The sequence below is a fragment of the Streptomyces boetiae genome (genome assembly GCF_031845405.1).
Lineage (GTDB): Bacteria > Actinomycetota > Actinomycetes > Streptomycetales > Streptomycetaceae > Streptomyces > Streptomyces boetiae.
In genome coordinates, this window is sequence record NZ_JAVREN010000055.1 from 1 (window position 1) to 16065 (window position 16065).

A 16065-nucleotide genomic window follows, 5' to 3' on the forward strand; every position below is an offset into this window, starting at 1 on the left:
GGGGGGGTGCCGGCGTGCACGGGTCCGGCCTCGGCCGGGGACGCGGCCGGCGAGGCCATAGCCGCGCCTGGCGCGGGCGCGGACGTCGAGGAGCTGGTGCGGCTGCTGGGGTGGGCCCTGGACACGCTGGCGGCGGTGGGCGCGCTCACGTTGCACGCGCGGGGGGACCGGCCCGCGCGGGCGCGGCTCACGCCGCTGGGCGGGTGGGCGATGTGGACCCGGCTGGAGCAGATCTGCATCGCCGCCCAGAGCCCCGCCGGCGCCGGCAACATCGAGCAGTCCGCCCTCACCATGCTCCGCGGCTGCGTCACCCTCACCCCCGGCCCCGCCCGCGCCGAGTACCGCGCCTGGCTCGCCGTGCGCCCCGCGGGACCCGCCGTCACCGAGCTGCTGGAGGCCGCCCGAGGCGAGGACGCCCTCATCCGCGGCCTGGCCTTCGAGGCCCTGCGCGTCGTCGGCGCCCCCGCCCTGCCCGCCATCCGCGCCGCCTCCGCCGAGCCCGTGCTGCGCCCCTACGCGCTGCTGTGGCTGGCCGAGCACGAGGGCGAGGACCGGGACGCGCACGGCGAGGACCCCGCGCGTTCCGTGCTCACCCCCGCCGAGGCCACGTGGCTGTGGGTGGACACCGCCTCCGCCGCCCACGAGCACGGCGCCGACGGCCTGCTGCTCGACCACCTCGACGCCGCCCCCCAGCCGACCGTCGCCGCCCTGGTCGACGACATCCGCACCTGCGGTCACCCGCGCACCGTGCAGGTGCTGCTCGCCCTGGCCGCCGCTCACCCCGACCCCGCCGTCTCCAAACGCGTGCGCCGCGCCGCGTTCCAGGTGCACACCGGCGGCGTCTGAGGAAGCAAATCCCCTTGCGCCGCGCCGTTAGAATGAACCGCATGGACACTTCGCCCCTTGCGCCCTAGCGACGTACGCAGCCCCCCGGCCGTCCACGCTTGTACGTCCCTCGCCAACGCCCTCCGGAGCCCGTCCATGATCACCGCCACCGGCATCGAGCTGCGCGCCGGCGCCCGCGTCCTTCTTGAGTCCGCCTCCTTCCGTGTCGCCCAGGGCGACCGCATCGGCCTCGTCGGCCGCAACGGCGCGGGCAAGACGACCCTCACCAAGTGCCTGGCCGGCGAGGGCGTCCCGGCCGCCGGCACCATCACCCGCGGCGGCCAGGTCGGCTACCTGCCCCAGGACCCGCGCACCGGCGACCTCGACACCCTGGCCCGCGACCGCATCCTCGCCGCCCGCGGCCTGGACGCCGTGCTGCGCGGGATGCGCGAGAGCGAGCAGCGGATGGCCGGCGGGGAGGACGCCGTCCGCGACCGGGCGATGAAGAAGTACGAGCGCCTGGAGACCGAGTTCCTCACCCGCGGCGGCTACGCGGCGGAGGCCGAGGCGGCCACCATCGCCGCCAGCCTCGGCCTGCCCGACCGGGTCCTCGGCCAGCCGCTGCACACCCTCTCCGGCGGCCAGCGCCGCCGCGTCGAGCTGGCCAGGATCCTCTTCTCGGACGCCGACGTGCTGCTGCTGGACGAGCCGACGAACCACCTCGACGCCGACTCCATCGTCTGGCTGAGGGACTTCCTGCGCACCTACCGCGGCGGCCTGATCGTCATCTCCCACGACATCGACCTGATCGAGACGGTGGTCAACAAGGTCTTCTACCTGGACGCCAACCGCTCCCGCATCGACGTCTACAACATGGGCTGGAAGCAGTACCAGGTCCAGCGCGAGGCCGACGAGAAACGCCGCAGGCGCGAGCGGGCCAACGCCGAGAAGAAGGCCGCCGCCCTCAACGCCCAGGCCGACAAGATGCGCGCCAAGGCCACCAAGGCCGTCGCCGCCCAGAACATGGCCCGCCGCGCCGAACGCCTGCTCTCCGGCCTGGAGAACGAACGCCGTCAGGACCGCGTCGCCAAGCTGCGCTTCCCCGACCCCGCCCCCTGCGGCAAGACCCCCCTGACGGCCGAGGGCCTGTCGAAGTCCTACGGCTCGCTGGAGATCTTCACCGACGTCTCCCTGGCCATCGACAAGGGTTCCCGGGTCGTCATCCTCGGGCTCAACGGCGCGGGCAAGACCACGCTGCTGCGCCTCCTGGCCGGCGTGGAGAAGCCCGACACCGGCGAGGTCACCCCCGGCCACGGCCTCAAGCTGGGGTACTACGCCCAGGAGCACGAGACGCTCGACGCCGGCCGCACCGTCCTGGAGAACATGCGCTCCGCCGCCCCCGACATGGACATGGTCCAGGTGCGGAAGATCCTCGGCTCGTTCCTGTTCTCGGGCGACGACGTGGACAAGCCCGCCGGGGTGCTCTCCGGCGGCGAGAAGACCCGTCTGGCCCTGGCCACCCTGGTCGTCTCCTCGGCCAACGTCCTCCTCCTGGACGAGCCGACGAACAACCTCGACCCGGCCAGCCGCGAGGAGATCCTCGGGGCCCTGCGCGGCTTCGCCGGCGCGGTCGTGCTGGTCACCCACGACGAGGGCGCGGTGGACGCCCTCCAGCCGGAGCGGATCATCCTGCTGCCGGACGGCGTGGAGGACCTGTGGAGCGCCGACTACGCGGACCTGGTCGCCCTGGCGTGAGCGCCCGGGCCGGGCGTTTGTGATCACCCGGACCGGGCCGTCCGGCTCGGGGGCCGTCCGTCATCTGCGTGAGCCCTGACGTATCCCGGGCCGCGCCGGGAATACCGGCGGCCCCCGCGCCCGCGCGGCCGTGACCTGCGCGTTCCTCCCGGCCGGACGCCGGCCCCCCGCGCGGCGGCCGGTGTCCGGCACGTCCCGGTCTTTCCGCTTGTCGTACCGACCCCGGTGAATGGGTGGCAGGGAAGCGGGATAGGGGTGATCATGAGAGTCCAGAGCGCATTTCCCCCGAGGAGGCACGGGTGGCCGAGACTCTGAAGAAGGGCAGCCGGGTGACCGGCTCCGCACGCGAGAAGCTCGCGGCGGACCTCAAGCGCAAGTACGAGTCGGGAGCGAGCATCCGGGCGCTGGCCGAGGAGACCGGCCGGTCCTACGGCTTCGTCCACCGCATGCTCAGCGAGGCGGATGTCACGCTCCGCGGGCGCGGCGGCGCCACGCGTGGCAAGAAGGCGGCCCCGACCCCCTGAGGCCCGCGGACGGAGGCGGAGGGGTTACGCTGACGCAGTTCATTACTGCTCGGTAACCGCAGTTCCCCAGCGACGCCGTCCGGAGGCCCCGATGACCCTGCTCGACGAGGACGGTGTCCGGGTCACCGTCCAGGAGGCCGTGGCGACGGTGACGCTCGCCAACGCCGCCCGGCGCAACGCCCAGACCCCCGCCATGTGGCGGGCCCTGGCCGAGGCCGGCCGGCGCCTGCCCGGGGACGTGCGCGTCGCCGTGCTGCGGGGCGAGGGCGTGTCGTTCTCCGCCGGGCTCGACCGGCGGGCGTTCACGCCCGAGGGCATCGACGGCGAGTTCTCCTTCACCAAGCTGGCCCGCTCCGGCGACGCGGAGATCGACGCGCTCATCGCCGGGTATCAGGAGGCGTTCACCTGGTGGCGCCGCAACGACCTGGTCACCATCGCCGCCGTGCAGGGGCACGCGATCGGCGCGGGCTTCCAGCTCGCCCTCGCCTGCGACCTGCGGGTCTGCGCGCAGGACGCGCAGTTCTCCATGCGCGAGACCTCCCTGGGCCTGGTCCCCGACCTGGGCGGCACCCAGCCCCTGGTCGCCCTGGTGGGCTACGCCCGCGCCCTGGAGATCTGCGGCACCGGCCGGATGGTCCACGCGGAGGAGGCCGAGCGCATCGGCCTGGCCAACCTCGTCGTGCCGCCGGACGAGCTGGACGCGGCGGCCTCCGACCTCGCCGCGGCCCTGCTGGCGGCCCCCCGGGACGCCCTCATCGAGACCAAGGCCCTGCTGCGCGGCGCCTCGGGCCGCGACTACGACGCTCAGCGCGCCGCCGAGCGCGCCGCCCAGACCCGGCGCCTGCGCGACCTCCTGGGCACCCCGACGGCCTAGCGGCCGGGCCGCGGGAGCCCCGCCCCTCGGGCCCGCTCCGGGCCTCGCGCGCACCGCCCCGATCCTGCGGCCACCGGCCCGGCCCGGAGGCCCCGGCTAGCCCGCGATGCCCGTGATCAGGACCGAGACCCGGGCCGGGCCCGCCGCCTCCACGGCCGCGCGGGCGGCGTTCCTGGCGACCTCCAGCGTGCGCGGCTCCGCGTCGGCGATCAACTGGAGGCGGATCAACGGCCGTTGCCCGGCGTCCTCGGGCTCCTCCACCACCACGGCCCGGTGCCGCCCGCCCAGCGCCCCGGACAGGCCGCGCACGCCCGGCGCGGCCAGGACCGCCGCCGCGATCACGGCCGCTGGCCCGGAGTCCGGCGCCACGGCCGCCCCCGACGCCTCCTCGCCCTCGTCCTCGTCCGGCGTGGGCCCCGCGCCGTCGCCGGACAGCAGCCCGGTCACCTTCAGGTCGATCGCGGCCACCACCAGCCCCAGGCGCTCCCCGGCCGAGGCCGCCAGCGCCGCGCGCACCTCCGCCGCGCACTCGGGAAACGGCCGCTCGACCCCGGCCGCGAACCCCGCCTCGATCCGCAGCGGCCCCGGCGGCAGCCCGCTGGGCGGCGGCGGGACCACCGGCCCGGGCGCCGCCTCCGGGTCTGCCAGCGCCAGCCGCAGCCCCTCCGGGCGCGCCCCCGGCACCGCCGCCACCGCCCGCCGCAGCACCGGCCGCGCGGCGGACTCCGCCAGCCACGCCCCGTCCGCCGGCGCCCCCAGCGGCAGCAGCCTCCCGAGCCCCAACTGCCGCCGCACCGCCCGCAACAGCGGGTCCGCACCCATCCACTCCACCTTCCGTCTAAGCTGCTCGGACTCGACCGCCCCTCCTGGGGTACAGCATCTCTCGGGCCGCGCGCCACCCGGACGGCGGCGCCTGGCCGCGTGGCCGGTCCGCGGACACGCTTACTGTGACACTGGAGCGGCGCACCTGACGGCCGCTCGGAAAGGGGCGAGAGCACGTGTCCGACACCAGCACGGAGGCAGCCGCCGCCGCGGCGCCCGCGGAGGCGCTCGCGAAGCCCGGCGCGCGCCGCACCCCGGGCGACCCCGCCACCCGGGGCCGCACCACGATCGCCGACGGCGTGGTCGCGAAGATCGCCGGCATGGCGGCCCGCGACGTCGTCGGCGTCCACGCCATGGGCGGCGGCCTGTCCCGCACCTTCGGCGCGGTCCGCGACCGGGTGCCCGGCGCCAGCCGGTCCGTCACCCGCGGCGTCAAGGCGGAGGTCGGCGAGGTGCAGACCGCGCTCGACCTCGAAATCGTCGTGGAGTACGGCGTTTCGATCGCGGAGGTTTCCCGTACCGTACGGGAGAACGTCATCTCGGCTGTCGAGCGGATGACGGGACTTGAGGTCGTCGAGGTCAACATCAACGTCGGGGACGTCAACCTCCCCGACGACGCCGAGGAGGAGGCTCCCGACGATGAACGGCCTCCGTTGCAGTAGGAGCGCGTCATGAGCATGGCTGTGATCGGCTTGCTGGCCGGCATGGCGCTGGGCTTCGCCGCCTACTTCGGCGGCTTCGCGGCCTTCCTGCTGGTCGCGGCCCTGGGCGCGATCGGCTTCGTCGTGGGCCGCTTCGCCGACGGCGACCTGGAGCCGGGGGACTTCTTCCGGTTCCGCCCGCGCGACGACGAGCGGCGGCGGTGAGGCGTGGCCGAACCGGTGGTGCCCGCGGCCGACCGCGGGGCGACGCGGATCGCCGACCGCGTGGTCGCCAAGCTCGCCGCCCGGGCCGCCCGTGAGGTGCTGGGCCCCGACACCCCCGCCGGGCCCTACGGCCCTGTGCGGCGGGGCGAGGCGCCCCGCGCCACCGCGGCGGTGCGCGTGCCTCCCGGCACGGACGGCACCGGCGGCGTGGCCACCGTGCGGGTGAGCGTCGAGCTGGGCTACCCCTCCGACATCGGCGCCCAGTGCGGCGCCGTGCGCCGCCATGTGGCCGCCAGAATCCGGGAGTTGGCCGGCATGGAGACCTCCGAGGTCCTCGTGGCCGTCGAGCGGCTGCACTCGGCCCACTTCGACGGCTCCGTCTCCGGGAGGGTGCGGTGAGCGAGCAGGAGGGCGCCGCGACGGCCCTCGGGCCCGGGGAGGGGGACCGGCCCGCGGAGCAGGCCCGCGCCTCGGACCTGGCCAAGACCACCTCCTCGGCGCACTACGAGCCGGGCCGCGGCGGGGGCGAGCCGGCCGCGGCCGGCCGCTTCTGGTCCGAGCGCCGGGTGCCGGCCGCGCTGGCCGCCGCGGCCCTCCTCGCCGCGGCCGGGGTGCTCCTGTTCGACGTGGCCTCCGTCCGGGCCGAACGGCCCGCCGCCGCGTGGCGCCGCACCCTCGCCGAAGAGCTGGCCACCCGCGACTTCCACGACGCCTGGGTGGTGCTTTGCGCGGTGGCGGCCGTGCTGCTCGGGCTGTGGCTGGTCCTGCTCGCCCTCACGCCCGGCCTGCGCGGCCTGCTGCCGATGCGGCGCGACACCGACGCGATGCGCGCCGGGGTGGCGCGCTCCGCCGCGGCGGCCGTGCTGCGCGACCGGGCCCTTGAGGTCTCCGGGGTCCGGGCCGTGCGGGTGGCCGTGGGGCGCCGCCGGGTGCGGGCCAGGGCCGAGGCCGGGTTCCGCGAGCTGGACGAGGTCAGGGCCGACCTCGACGCCGCCCTGGAGCGCGGCATCGGGGAGCTGGGCCTGGCCAGGCCCGTGGCCCTGTCCGTGCAGGTCCGCCGTCCCCCGAACTCCTGAGGTCCCCGCCATGCTCCGCATCGTCAACCGCGTCCTGCTCGCCCTCCTCGGGCTGGTCCTCCTCGGCACGGGCCTGGCCGCGCTGGCCGCCTCCCTGGACCTGCCCGAACGCTGGGGCTTCTCCCCGCCCGAACGCTGGGCCTGGCGCGCGCCCGAGGACGTGCCGCTCGCCCACGCCGACCGCGTGCAGTGGCGCGAGGAGGGCTGGTGGTGGCCGGTGGTCATCGGCGGCCTGTCGCTGCTGGTGCTGCTCGCCCTGTGGTGGTTCCTGGCCCAGCTACGGCGGCCCCGGCTCGCCGAGGTGCTCGTGGACAGCGGGGACGGCGTCGGCGCGCTGCTGCGGGGCCGGGCCATGGAGGACGTGGTGGCCGCCGAGGCGGCGGCGCTGCCGGGCATCGACCGCGCCCGCGTCACGCTGGTCGGCCGCCGCAGCCAGCCGCGCCTGCTCATCGGCCTCCAGGTCGCCCGCCAGGCGCGCCCGGACGAGGTCGTCCACCGCCTCCGCACCGAGGCCATCGAACACGCCCGCGCCTCCGCCGGCCTCCCCTCCCTCCCGGCCGAGGCCCGCCTCCGCTCCGCGAAACCCTCGGAGGAGGACCGGGTCAGTTAGCCCGCCCCGCGCCCGGCGCCGGCCGCCGCGCCTGCCCCGCCGGGGACGCTCGCCGCGGAGGCGGTCGTGGTGCGGGCCGTGCCGGGGGCGCCCGCCGCGGAGGCGTTCGCGTCGTGGAGCTCGCGGCGCGCCAGGAGGACCCAGCCCACCGGGACGCCCGCCGCGAAGAGCCACCACTGGAGGGCGTAGGCGAAGTGCGCGCCGATGCCCGTGTGGTCGGGCTCGGGGAGCGTCTCGGGCTGCTCGGCCGCGTCCGGGGAAGCCGGAGTCGTGTCGGTCAGCTCCAGGTAGCCGCCCAGGACGGGCAGGCCCAGGGCCTGCGCCCGCTCCTGGCTGCTGATCATCATGACCATGCCGTCCGGAAGCCCCGAGCGGTCCCTGATGCCCGTGGTGCCCGACGTCTCGTCGGCCATCAGGCGGCCGGTGACCGTCACCTCGCCCGAGGGCGGCTCCGGCACCTCGGGCACCCGCGTCAGGTCATTACCGGTGGGGATCCAGCCGCGGTTGACGACCACCGCGGTGCCGTCCTCCCCCACCAGCGGGGTCAGCACGTAATAGCCGAGCCTGCCGTCGGCGTTGTCCCGGTTGCGGACCACGACCTCGTGCTCCGCGTCGTAACGGCCGGCGGCGGTGACGGGGCGGTACCGGTCGTCCGGGTCGACCGCCCCGCCCGCCTGGGAGAGCTCCGCCATCGGCACGGGTTCGGCCGCCAGGCTCCCGGCGATCAGGTCGTTGCGCGCCACCCGCTGCTCGTGCCGGTGCAGCTGCCAGAACCCCAGCCACACCAGGGCCGGGATGAGCAGCAGCGTGACGAGCGTGAGGATGACCCACTGCCGGGACAGCAGAAACCGGTACACAGCTGACGACAGTACCCAACCGGGGTCAGGCGCCGGGGGCCGGGGCCACGTCCCGCAGGAGCTGCGTGAACGCCGCCTCGTCCAGCACGGGCGTGCCCAGCTCCCTGGCGCGCCGCACCTTCGTCGTGGCCGAGCCCGGGTCGTTCGTCACCAGCAGGCTGGTCAGGCGCGAGACGCTGGTGGCCACGTGCAGCCCGGCCTCGGCCGCCTGGTCCTCCAGCGCCTCCCGGTCCACCGAGGTGTCCCCGGAGAACGCCACCCGCATGCCCTGCACCAGCCGGCCGCCCTCCTCGAACCGCCCGGGGTTGGGGTAGGGGCAGGGCGGGCGGCGCCGGGCGGGGCGCCAGGAGGAGCGGAAGCCGCCGCCCCACGCGGCCGGGCGGGACGCCGCGCCGCCGGGGGGCGGGACGGTCTGCGGCAGGCAGGCCAGCAGCGGCAGCCGCAGGCCCAGCCGGGCCGCCCGGTGGAGGCTGGGCCGGAAGACCTCGGCCAGCACCCGGGCGTCGTCCAGCGCGTGGTGGGCCCGGCGCTGGACCACGCCGTAGTACCCGGCCAGGGTCTCCAGCTTGTGGTTGGGCAGCGGCAGCCCCAGCTCCTTGGAGAGCGCGATGGTGCACAGCCGCTGCTTCACCGGCGCGGTCCGCTCCGCCCGCGCGTACTCGCGGGCGATCATCGTCCAGTCGAAGACCGCGTTGTGCGCCACCAGCACCCGCCCGGCCAGCCGCTCCGCGAACTCGCCCGCTATGTCCGCGAACAGCGGCGCCCCGGCCAGCGCCTGCGCCGTCAGCCCGTGGATCCACACGGGCCCGGGGTCCCGCTGGGGGTTGACCGGCGTGTACCAGTGGTCCTCGACCTCGCCCTCGGCCGAGAGGCGGTAGACCGCCGCGGAGACGATCCGGTCCTCCCGGCCCAGGCCCGTGGTCTCCACGTCCACCACGGCCCAGCCGCCCGGGTACCCGGCGGGCCACGGCGCGGGGGCGGCGGGCGGCGCCGGCTCTTCCGGCGATGCGGGGGCGGCGAGTGGTGCGGGGACGCGGTACGCGCCCGCCCGGGGATCTTCGAGCATGGTTCCTCAGGATACGGCCCGCCACCGACAGCGCCCGCCCGCACGAGGGAAGTTGACGGCCCGTCGCCCCGCCCGCGCGCCCGGCGCACGACCCCCACGAACGCGCGGGGCGCACACCCGGCGCCCACCCGGCACGCACGGCGTGTATGCCCCGCGTGTACGCCCCGCGCACGCCCCGCGCGGCGACGGCGGCGTGCCGTACGCTGCGAGACATGCTGCTCGACACCTTCGGCCGGACCGCCACCGACCTGCGGGTCTCGCTGACCGACAGGTGCAACCTGCGCTGCACCTACTGCATGCCGGAGGAGGGCCTGGCCTGGCTCGCCAAGCCCGAGCTGCTGACCGACGAGGAGGTCGTCCGCCTGGTGCGGGTGGCCGTGACGCGCCTGGGCGTCACCGAGGTCCGCTTCACCGGCGGCGAGCCGCTGCTGCGCCCCGGCCTCGTCGGCATCGTCGAGCGCTGCGCCGCCCTCGCCCCCCGCCCCCGGCTCTCCCTGACGACCAACGGCATAGGCCTGGAGCGGACGGCCGCCGCGCTCCGCTCCGCCGGCCTGGACCGGGTCAACGTCTCGCTGGACACCACCGACCCCGAGACCTTCCACCGCATCACCCGCCGCCGGCGCCACGCCGACGTGCTGCGCGGCCTGGCCGCCGCCAAGGCCGCCGGCCTGGACCCGGTGAAGGTCAACGCCGTGCTGCTGCCCGGGCTCAACGACACCGAGGCGCCCGCCCTCCTGGCCTGGGCCGTCGAGCGGGGCTACGAGCTGCGGTTCATCGAGCAGATGCCGCTGGACCCCCAGCACGGCTGGCAGCGCGAGGGCATGATCACCGCCGGAGACATCCTCGCCTCGCTGCGCACCCGCTTCTCCCTCACCCCCGAGGAGGACGGGGAGCGCGGCTCCGCCCCCGCCGAGCGCTGGGTGGTGGACGGCGGCCCGCACCGGGTCGGCGTCATCGCCTCGGTCACCCGCCCCTTCTGCCGCGCCTGCGACCGCACCCGGCTCACCGCCGACGGCCAGGTGCGCACCTGCCTGTTCGCCCGCGAGGAGTCCGACCTGCGCGGCGCGCTCAGGGCGGGCGCGGACGACGAGGAGCTGGCCGCCCGCTGGCGGGCCGCGACCCTGGGCAAGAAGGCCGGCTCCGGCCTGGACGACCCGGGCTTCGTCCAGCCCCGGCGCCCGATGTCCGCCATCGGAGGCTAGGCGGTACGTTCGCGGCCGGCGGCCGGGACGGGCGTTCGCCCTCGGCGGCTAGGAGCGCTCCTCGGCCCGGCGCCACTCCTCCAGCGGCACCACGTCCTTCAGAAAGCCCCGCACCCCGAGGAACTGCCCCAGGTGCTCGCGGTGTGCGCCGCAGGCCAGCCAGGTCTTGCGCCGCTCGGGCGTGTGCAGCTTCGGGTTGTTCCAGGCGAGGACCCAGGCGGCGGGCTCGCGGCAGCCCTTGGCGGAGCAGATGAGCGGCTCGTCGCCGGCAGCGGATTCGTTCACCACGGGATCCATCCAACACCCTGCGAGTCCCTCACCGGACACCCGCATCCCGGACACAAGACGACGCCGGGCAGCCACGGGGGGAGCCGCCCGGCGTCGGTCAGTCGCTCCGACGGGGGATACGGAGCGCCCTTGAAGTATGACATGCGACAGCAGGCTGGGCGCAGGGGAAGGAAGCAATTGATCTGAGGATTTCTTGAGCTTTCCGGGCCCCGGAGCGGTCACTTCCGGTTGTGCGCGTCCCCGTCCGTCCCGCCCCGCAGCGCGTGCCGCGCGGCGGCGTCCTCGAAGGCCGAGGGCAGCGTGGGAACGTTCTCCCGGCCCGCGTTCGCCACCACCACCGCCACGTAGGGCAGCAGCGTCCCCAGCACCAGGGCGACCACGGCGAGCGGACGGCTGACGTTCCACAGCAGCACCGTCAGGATCACCGCGGCCGTGCGGATCAGCATGGAGGTCACATACCTCCGCTGCCGTCCGCGCACGTCCGAGTCCAGGCCCTGCCGGGCCTGTGTGATCCGGTAGACCTCCGGACCGGCCCCGCCGCGCCGCAAGCGCATCGCCATCGTCATCACCCGCCTCCAGGCTAGCGGCGCACCTGGGCCAGCTTCCGCCCGGCCTTCAGGAAGACGCCCTTGACATCCGCCGCGCCCTCCTCCGCGCCCCCGGCCGCGGCCAGCTGCTCGGCCACGACCTCGCCCAGCGGGCGCAGCGCGTCCGCCTCGGCCAGCACCACGCTGCGCTGGCCCGCGCCGGTCTCCAGCACCAGCCGCAGGCCGTTCTGCTTGGCCAGGCGCCGGGCCGCCGAGGCGCTGGGGGTGAACGCCAGCACCCCGGTGAGGACCGAGGCGATCCCCTCCCCGGCGTGCTCGGCCAGCGCCACCTCCGGCAGCCCCGCCACGTCCGTGAACGCCTGCCGGGAGAACTGCGCGGTGAAGCCCTCGCGGGCGGCCATCGCGGCGTCCAGGCCGTGCAGCACGGTGACGACCTCGCCCGCCAGCACCTTCTTCAGGTCCATCGGGTGCAGCGAGCCCTCCGCCAGCCGGCCCGTGACCAGCGCCAGCTCCTCGTCCGTCCACTCCGTCCAGGCCCGCAGGTAGGGCTCCATCAGCCGGTCGGGGATGGACATGATCCGCCCGTAGACCTCCTCGGCGGAGGCCGCCAGGCCCACGTAATTCCCCTTGGACTTGGACATCTTGGCGCCGGAGCCGTCGGTGCCCTCGATCAGCGGCAGCGTCACCACCAACTGCGGGCGCAGGCCGTACAGCTCCATCACGCGGCGGCCCATCTGCATGTTCAGCAGCTGGTCGGCGCCGCCCAGCTCCACGTCCGCGTCGATCTCGGCCGAGTCGATGGCCATCGCCACCGGGTAGATCAGCTCCGACATGGTCAGCCCGTGGCCCGCCTCCAGGCGGGTGCGGAAGTCCTCGCGCTGGAGCAGCGAGGACACCGGGATCTGCGAGAGCAGCCCGATCAGCCGCGGCAGCGGGAAGGCGCCCAGCCACTCGCTGTTGTGCCGGAAGCGGACCCGCTCGAAGTCGAAGAACGGCCGCACCTGGTCGCGGTACCCCGCGAGGTTGCGTGCGATGTCCTCGTCGGTCAGCGGCGGGCGTTCCGACGAACGCCCCGAGGGGTCGCCGATCTTGGCGGTGATGTCGCCGATGATCAGCGTCACGTCGTGCCCCATCCGCTGGAAGCGGCTGAGCGCGATGATCGGCACCGCGTGGCCCAGGTGCACGTCCACGGCCGTGGGGTCGATGCCGAGCTTGACGTGCAGCCCGTGCCCCTCCGCCTGCGCCGCCTCGATCCGCTCGGCCAGGCGCTCGGCCGAGGGCAGCACCTCCACCGCGCGGGAGGCGATCAGCCGGGCCTGCTCGCCGGCCTCCAGGTCGGAGAGGTCCAGATAACGCCGGGCGCCCGTCTCCTCCAGCAGCCGCCGCACGGTGGTGTCCGAGGAGAGGTCCTGAGCCAGCAGCGCGCTGGCGCGCTGCACGGAGTCGCCGAGGCGTGTCACGTTCCGTCCCGTCAGTCGAGGTGAGTGGTGTGTGCGGGAGAGCCCCGGCCCATCCTACGGCCGGGGCCGGGCCGCCCCCCGGGGTCCGCCGGGGGGCGGCCCGGCTCCCGGGGGCTCACACCCCCGGGCTGACCGAGCTCATGTTGAACTCGGGCACCCGCAGCGCCGGCATCGCCGTGCGCGGGAAGTACTCGCCCCACTCCCGGGAGCGGCAGCGCTCGGTGGCCCCGGCCTCGGTGGCGCGGGCCAGCATGTCCAGGGGCGACTCGTTGAACCGGAAGTTGTTCACCGCGCCCGTGACCTCGCCCTTCTCCACCAGGTAGACCCCGTCCCGGGTCAGGCCCGTCAGCAGCAGCGTCCTGGGGTCCACCTCGCGGATGTACCACAGGGAGCCGATCAGCAGGCCGCGCTCGGTGCCTGCCACCAGGTCCGCCGGCGAGCCGGAGCCGCCCGCGTCCAGCAGCAGGTTGCCGGTGAGCGGGGCCAGCGGCAGGCCGGTGAGGGCGGCGGTGTACCGGCTGGTGGGGAGGCGGCGCAGCACGCCCCGGTCGATCCACTCCGCGCGCTCCAGCGGCAGGCCGTTGTCGAAGACGGAGGTGGCCGGCGAGAAGGAGTCGGTGGAGGCGTGCGCCACGACGAAGGGCGCCGCGGCCACGCCCGGGGCGCGCGGGTCGCTGTAGAGGGTCAGCGGAAGCTCGGCCAGCCGCTCCCCGACGCGGGTGCCGCCGCCGGGCCTGGCGAAGACGTTGCGGCCCTCGTGGGCGTTGCGGGCGTCGGAGGACCAGTGCTGGTAGACGAGGAGGTCCGCGACCGAGGAGGGCGGCAGCAGCGTCTCGTACCGGCCCGGGGGCAGCTCCACGCGGCGTGCGGCCCAGCCCAGCCGGACGGCCAGACCGGCGTCCAGGGCTGCCGGGTCCACGTCGCGGAAGTCGTCGGTGGGGACGGTGATGAAGGCCGAACGCGTGCGGGCCTCGGACTTGGCGTTCAGGTCCACGTGCCCGGCGCGGTGGTCGTGGCGCAGCCGCAGGCCCGCCGAGGTGGCCAGGTAGGTCGTTCCGGCCTCGTGCTCCGCGTAGCCGAACAGCTCGCGGCCCTCGGCGCGGGCGCGGGCGAACGTCTCGCCGAGCGCCGGGGCGAAGGCGGCGAAGACCTCGGGCGAGGTCTCGGCGGGCGGCGCGGCGAAGTCCACGGCGGGGGAGAGGGGCGAGGCGTCCACCAGCGGCCGGGCGTCCTCGGCCGCGGGGGCCTGCCGCGCGGCCTCCTCGGCGGCCCGCACCAGCGGCTCCAGGTCCGCGGCGGTGACGGCGGCGCGGGAGACGACCCCGGCGGCGGTGCCCTGCGCGCCGTCCACGGTGGCGATGACGGTGAGGGTGCGGGCGCGGGTGACGCCGTTGGTGGTCAGGGCGTTGCCCGCCCAGCGGAGGTTGGCCGTGGAGACCTCGTCCGCGATCACCACGGTGCCGTCGGCGCGGGAGAGGGTCAGGGCGCGCTCGGCGATCTCGTGCGGCGGGGTGACGGCGCTGCCGGGGGCGTTGTTCCCCGTGGTGCCCGTGGTGCTCATCGGCCGGACTCCTGGGTGGTGTTGAGGACGTTGATGCCGCGGAAGAGGGCGGAGGGGCAGCCGTGGGAGACGGCGGCCACCTGGCCCGGCTGGGCCTTGCCGCACATGAACGACCCGCCCAGCACGTACGTCTGCGGGCCGCCCACGGCCTCCATCGCGCCCCAGAAGTCGGTGGTGGTGGCCTGGTAGGCGACGTCCCTGAGCTGGCCGGCCAGCCGGCCGTTCTCGATCAGGTGGAAGCGCTGCCCGGTGAACTGGAAGTTGTAGCGCTGCATGTCGATGGACCAGGAGCCGTCCCCGACGATGTGGATGCCGCGCTCCACGCCGGAGATCAACTCCTCGGTGGAGGGGCCGTCCGGGGCGGGCTGGAGGGAGACGTTGGCCATCCGCTGGAGCGGGACGTGGGAGGCGGAGTCGGCGAAGGCGCAGCCGTTGGAACGCCCGAGGCCGGTCAGCCGGGCGATCCTGCGGTCCGTCTGGTAGCCGACCAGGACGCCGTCCCTGACCAGGTCCCAGGACTGGGTGGCCACGCCCTCGTCGTCGAAGCCGATGGTGGCCAGGCCGTGTTCGGTGGTGCGGTCGCCGGTGACGTTCATGACCTCGGAGCCGTAGCGCAGCGAGCCGAGGCGGTCGAGGGTGGCGAAGGAGGTGCCGGCGAAGGCCGCCTCGTAGCCCAGGGCCCGGTCCAGCTCGGTGGCGTGGCCGATCGACTCGTGGATGGTGAGGAAGAGGTTGGAGGGGTCGATCACCAGGTCGTAACGGCCGGGCTCGACGGAGGGGGCGGCCATCTTGGCGGCCAGCAGGCCGGGGATGGAGGCCAGTTCGGCGTCCCAGTCCCAGCCGGTGCCGGTGAGATACTCCCAGCCGCGGCCGGCGGGCGGGGCCAGGGTGCGCAGGGAGTCGAAGCGGCCGGAAGCGGCGTCCACGGCGACGGCGTTCAGCTCGGGCAGGACGCGGACGCGCTGCTGGGTGGTGACGGTGCCGGCGGAGTCGGCGTAGAACTTGTTCTCCTGAACGGCCCACAGGCGGGCGTCCACGTGGGAGACGGCGGCGTCGGCCAGCAGGCGTCCGCTCCAGGAGGCCAGCAGGCCGGCCTTCTCGGCGTCGGGGACGTCGAAGGGGTTGACCTCGTAGGAGGAGACCCAGGTGCGTTCGCCGTGGGAGGGCTCGTCGGCCAGCTCCACGCGCTCCTCGGAGCCGGCCGCGGCGATGATCCCGGCGGAGAGACGGGCCATGGCCACGGCCTGCTCGGCGACCCGTGCGGCGGCCTCGGGGGTGAGGTCCACTCCGGCGGCGAAGCCCCAGCTGCCGCCGTGCACGACGCGGACGGCGAAGCCGAGGTCGGTGGTGTCCTGCGAGCCGGCGGGGCGGGCGTCGCGCAGCACCCAGTAGGCGGTGCGGTTGCGCTCCAGGCGGAAGTCGGCGTGGTCGGCGCCCAGCTCGGCGGCGCGGGTCAGTGCGGCGTCGGCGAGTGTGCGCAGGGGCAGCGCGAGGAACGTTTCATCAAGGGCTTGGGGCACGGTCTCTCCTGTCCGTAGCCTGCTGCGGTGGGCCGGGGCGGGGAAGGGGGACGCCCGCCGCGGCTACGATCATGCCTTCCGGCCACGGCGGCGGACAGGGGGTTTCGCCGGGGCCCCGGCCGTGTCGGCCGGGGCCCACGCGGCGCCGCCGGAAGGGTCGTTACCGTCGGGTTCTTGTCGGAACCCAACAGGGGCCGGGCGGTGCCCCTGT

At 75.4% G+C, this 16065-nt stretch carries 17 protein-coding genes and 1 pseudogene; 10 read left to right on the top strand and 8 right to left on the bottom strand.

Features of this window, described 5'->3' with window-relative positions; translation table 11 throughout:
• From RM780_RS24415 to RM780_RS24430, 4 genes and pseudogenes are all read left to right on the top strand, one after another.
• Nucleotides 1-846 (top strand): annotated as a pseudogene (locus tag RM780_RS24415) (hypothetical protein); the annotation flags it as partial.
• Between the two features lie 135 nt (nt 847-981).
• On the top strand, nt 982-2580 hold the full coding sequence (locus tag RM780_RS24420; protein ID WP_311633048.1) for an ABC-F family ATP-binding cassette domain-containing protein: 1599 nt from the start codon (nt 982-984) through the stop codon (nt 2578-2580).
• 299 nt (nt 2581-2879) lie between these two features.
• Nucleotides 2880-3104: a helix-turn-helix domain-containing protein gene (locus RM780_RS24425; RefSeq protein WP_311633049.1), complete on the top strand. Its 225-nt coding sequence runs from the start codon at nt 2880-2882 to the stop codon at nt 3102-3104.
• 91 nt (nt 3105-3195) lie between these two features.
• Entirely contained in the window at nt 3196-3978 is a 783-nt protein-coding gene (locus tag RM780_RS24430) for an enoyl-CoA hydratase/isomerase family protein (protein ID WP_311633050.1), read from the top strand.
• A 96-nt stretch (nt 3979-4074) separates the two neighbouring features.
• Here the strand turns inward: RM780_RS24430 and RM780_RS24435 are convergent, their stop codons facing one another.
• Complete coding sequence (locus RM780_RS24435) at nt 4075-4800, bottom strand: nucleopolyhedrovirus P10 family protein (protein ID WP_311633051.1); 726 nt, start codon at nt 4798-4800, stop codon at nt 4075-4077.
• A 176-nt stretch (nt 4801-4976) separates the two neighbouring features.
• Here RM780_RS24435 and RM780_RS24440 point away from each other — a divergent pair, with 176 nt between their 5' ends.
• The 5 genes from RM780_RS24440 to amaP are packed head-to-tail and all read left to right on the top strand — an operon-like array spanning nt 4977 to nt 7352.
• On the top strand, nt 4977-5462 hold the full coding sequence (locus tag RM780_RS24440) for an Asp23/Gls24 family envelope stress response protein (protein WP_311633052.1): 486 nt from the start codon (nt 4977-4979) through the stop codon (nt 5460-5462).
• A 9-nt stretch (nt 5463-5471) separates the two neighbouring features.
• Nucleotides 5472-5666 carry a hypothetical protein gene (locus tag RM780_RS24445; RefSeq protein ID WP_311633053.1) on the top strand — a complete coding sequence of 65 codons (195 nt, stop codon included), beginning with the start codon at nt 5472-5474 and terminating at the stop codon, nt 5664-5666.
• A 3-nt stretch (nt 5667-5669) separates the two neighbouring features.
• A complete protein-coding gene (locus RM780_RS24450; RefSeq protein WP_311633054.1) occupies nt 5670-6065 on the top strand; it encodes an Asp23/Gls24 family envelope stress response protein in 396 nt (131 codons plus the stop codon).
• Nucleotides 6062-6742: a DUF6286 domain-containing protein gene (locus RM780_RS24455; protein WP_311633055.1), complete on the top strand. Its 681-nt coding sequence runs from the start codon at nt 6062-6064 to the stop codon at nt 6740-6742. Before RM780_RS24450 ends, RM780_RS24455 begins: the two co-directional genes overlap by 4 nt.
• Before the next feature lie 10 nt (nt 6743-6752).
• The gene (gene amaP, locus RM780_RS24460; RefSeq protein WP_311633056.1) at nt 6753-7352 is read left to right on the top strand and encodes an alkaline shock response membrane anchor protein AmaP; all 600 of its coding nucleotides are present in this window, start codon (nt 6753-6755) and stop codon (nt 7350-7352) included.
• Here the strand turns inward: amaP and RM780_RS24465 are convergent.
• Together RM780_RS24465 and RM780_RS24470 are read right to left on the bottom strand one after the other, a co-directional pair.
• On the bottom strand, nt 7349-8209 hold the full coding sequence (locus tag RM780_RS24465) for an SURF1 family cytochrome oxidase biogenesis protein (protein ID WP_311633057.1): 861 nt from the start codon (nt 8207-8209) through the stop codon (nt 7349-7351). The two genes, amaP and RM780_RS24465, sit on opposite strands and share 4 nt — an antisense overlap.
• Before the next feature lie 25 nt (nt 8210-8234).
• Complete coding sequence (locus RM780_RS24470; protein ID WP_311633058.1) at nt 8235-9275, bottom strand: DEDDh family exonuclease; 1041 nt, start codon at nt 9273-9275, stop codon at nt 8235-8237.
• 212 nt (nt 9276-9487) lie between these two features.
• Between RM780_RS24470 and moaA the strand changes: the two genes are divergently transcribed.
• Nucleotides 9488-10477, top strand: a complete 990-nt coding sequence (moaA, locus tag RM780_RS24475; protein ID WP_311633059.1) for a GTP 3',8-cyclase MoaA — start codon at nt 9488-9490, stop codon at nt 10475-10477.
• A gap of 48 nt (nt 10478-10525) precedes the next feature.
• Here moaA and RM780_RS24480 read toward each other — a convergent pair whose 3' ends face one another.
• The 5 genes from RM780_RS24480 to RM780_RS24500 all read right to left on the bottom strand — a co-directional run bounded on the left by RM780_RS24480 (nt 10526) and on the right by RM780_RS24500 (nt 15854).
• Complete coding sequence (locus RM780_RS24480) at nt 10526-10774, bottom strand: hypothetical protein (RefSeq protein WP_394813069.1); 249 nt, start codon at nt 10772-10774, stop codon at nt 10526-10528.
• A 209-nt stretch (nt 10775-10983) separates the two neighbouring features.
• Nucleotides 10984-11331 carry a DUF3099 domain-containing protein gene (locus RM780_RS24485; RefSeq protein WP_394813070.1) on the bottom strand — a complete coding sequence of 116 codons (348 nt, stop codon included), beginning with the start codon at nt 11329-11331 and terminating at the stop codon, nt 10984-10986.
• A gap of 14 nt (nt 11332-11345) precedes the next feature.
• Nucleotides 11346-12773 (bottom strand): tyrosine--tRNA ligase, encoded by a 1428-nt coding sequence (gene tyrS / locus RM780_RS24490; RefSeq protein WP_311633061.1) that lies wholly within the window; start codon nt 12771-12773, stop codon nt 11346-11348.
• 115 nt (nt 12774-12888) lie between these two features.
• A complete protein-coding gene (locus RM780_RS24495) occupies nt 12889-14334 on the bottom strand; it encodes a metallopeptidase TldD-related protein (RefSeq protein WP_311633062.1) in 1446 nt (481 codons plus the stop codon).
• Nucleotides 14331-15854, bottom strand: coding sequence for a TldD/PmbA family protein (locus RM780_RS24500; RefSeq protein ID WP_311633063.1), 1524 nt, complete (start codon nt 15852-15854; stop codon nt 14331-14333). The genes RM780_RS24495 and RM780_RS24500 overlap by 4 nt, the downstream gene beginning before the upstream one ends.
• Nucleotides 15855-16065 lie beyond the last annotated feature (211 nt).

Bases quoted from the DNA above. Each gene is read 5' to 3' on its own strand.
- RM780_RS24430 (WP_311633050.1), top strand. From the start codon at position 3,196: ATGACCCTGCTCGACGAGGACGGTGTCCGGGTCACCGTCCAGGAGGCC.
- RM780_RS24445 (WP_311633053.1), top strand. From the start codon at position 5,472: ATGAGCATGGCTGTGATCGGCTTGCTGGCCGGCATGGCGCTGGGCTTC.
- RM780_RS24480 (WP_394813069.1), bottom strand. From the start codon at position 10,774: ATGGATCCCGTGGTGAACGAATCCGCTGCCGGCGACGAGCCGCTCATC.
- RM780_RS24435 (WP_311633051.1), bottom strand. From the start codon at position 4,800: ATGGGTGCGGACCCGCTGTTGCGGGCGGTGCGGCGGCAGTTGGGGCTC.
- RM780_RS24420 (WP_311633048.1), top strand. From the start codon at position 982: ATGATCACCGCCACCGGCATCGAGCTGCGCGCCGGCGCCCGCGTCCTT.
- moaA (WP_311633059.1), top strand. From the start codon at position 9,488: ATGCTGCTCGACACCTTCGGCCGGACCGCCACCGACCTGCGGGTCTCG.
- RM780_RS24485 (WP_394813070.1), bottom strand. From the start codon at position 11,331: ATGACGATGGCGATGCGCTTGCGGCGCGGCGGGGCCGGTCCGGAGGTC.
- RM780_RS24470 (WP_311633058.1), bottom strand. From the start codon at position 9,275: ATGCTCGAAGATCCCCGGGCGGGCGCGTACCGCGTCCCCGCACCACTC.
- RM780_RS24495 (WP_311633062.1), bottom strand. From the start codon at position 14,334: ATGAGCACCACGGGCACCACGGGGAACAACGCCCCCGGCAGCGCCGTC.
- amaP (WP_311633056.1), top strand. From the start codon at position 6,753: ATGCTCCGCATCGTCAACCGCGTCCTGCTCGCCCTCCTCGGGCTGGTC.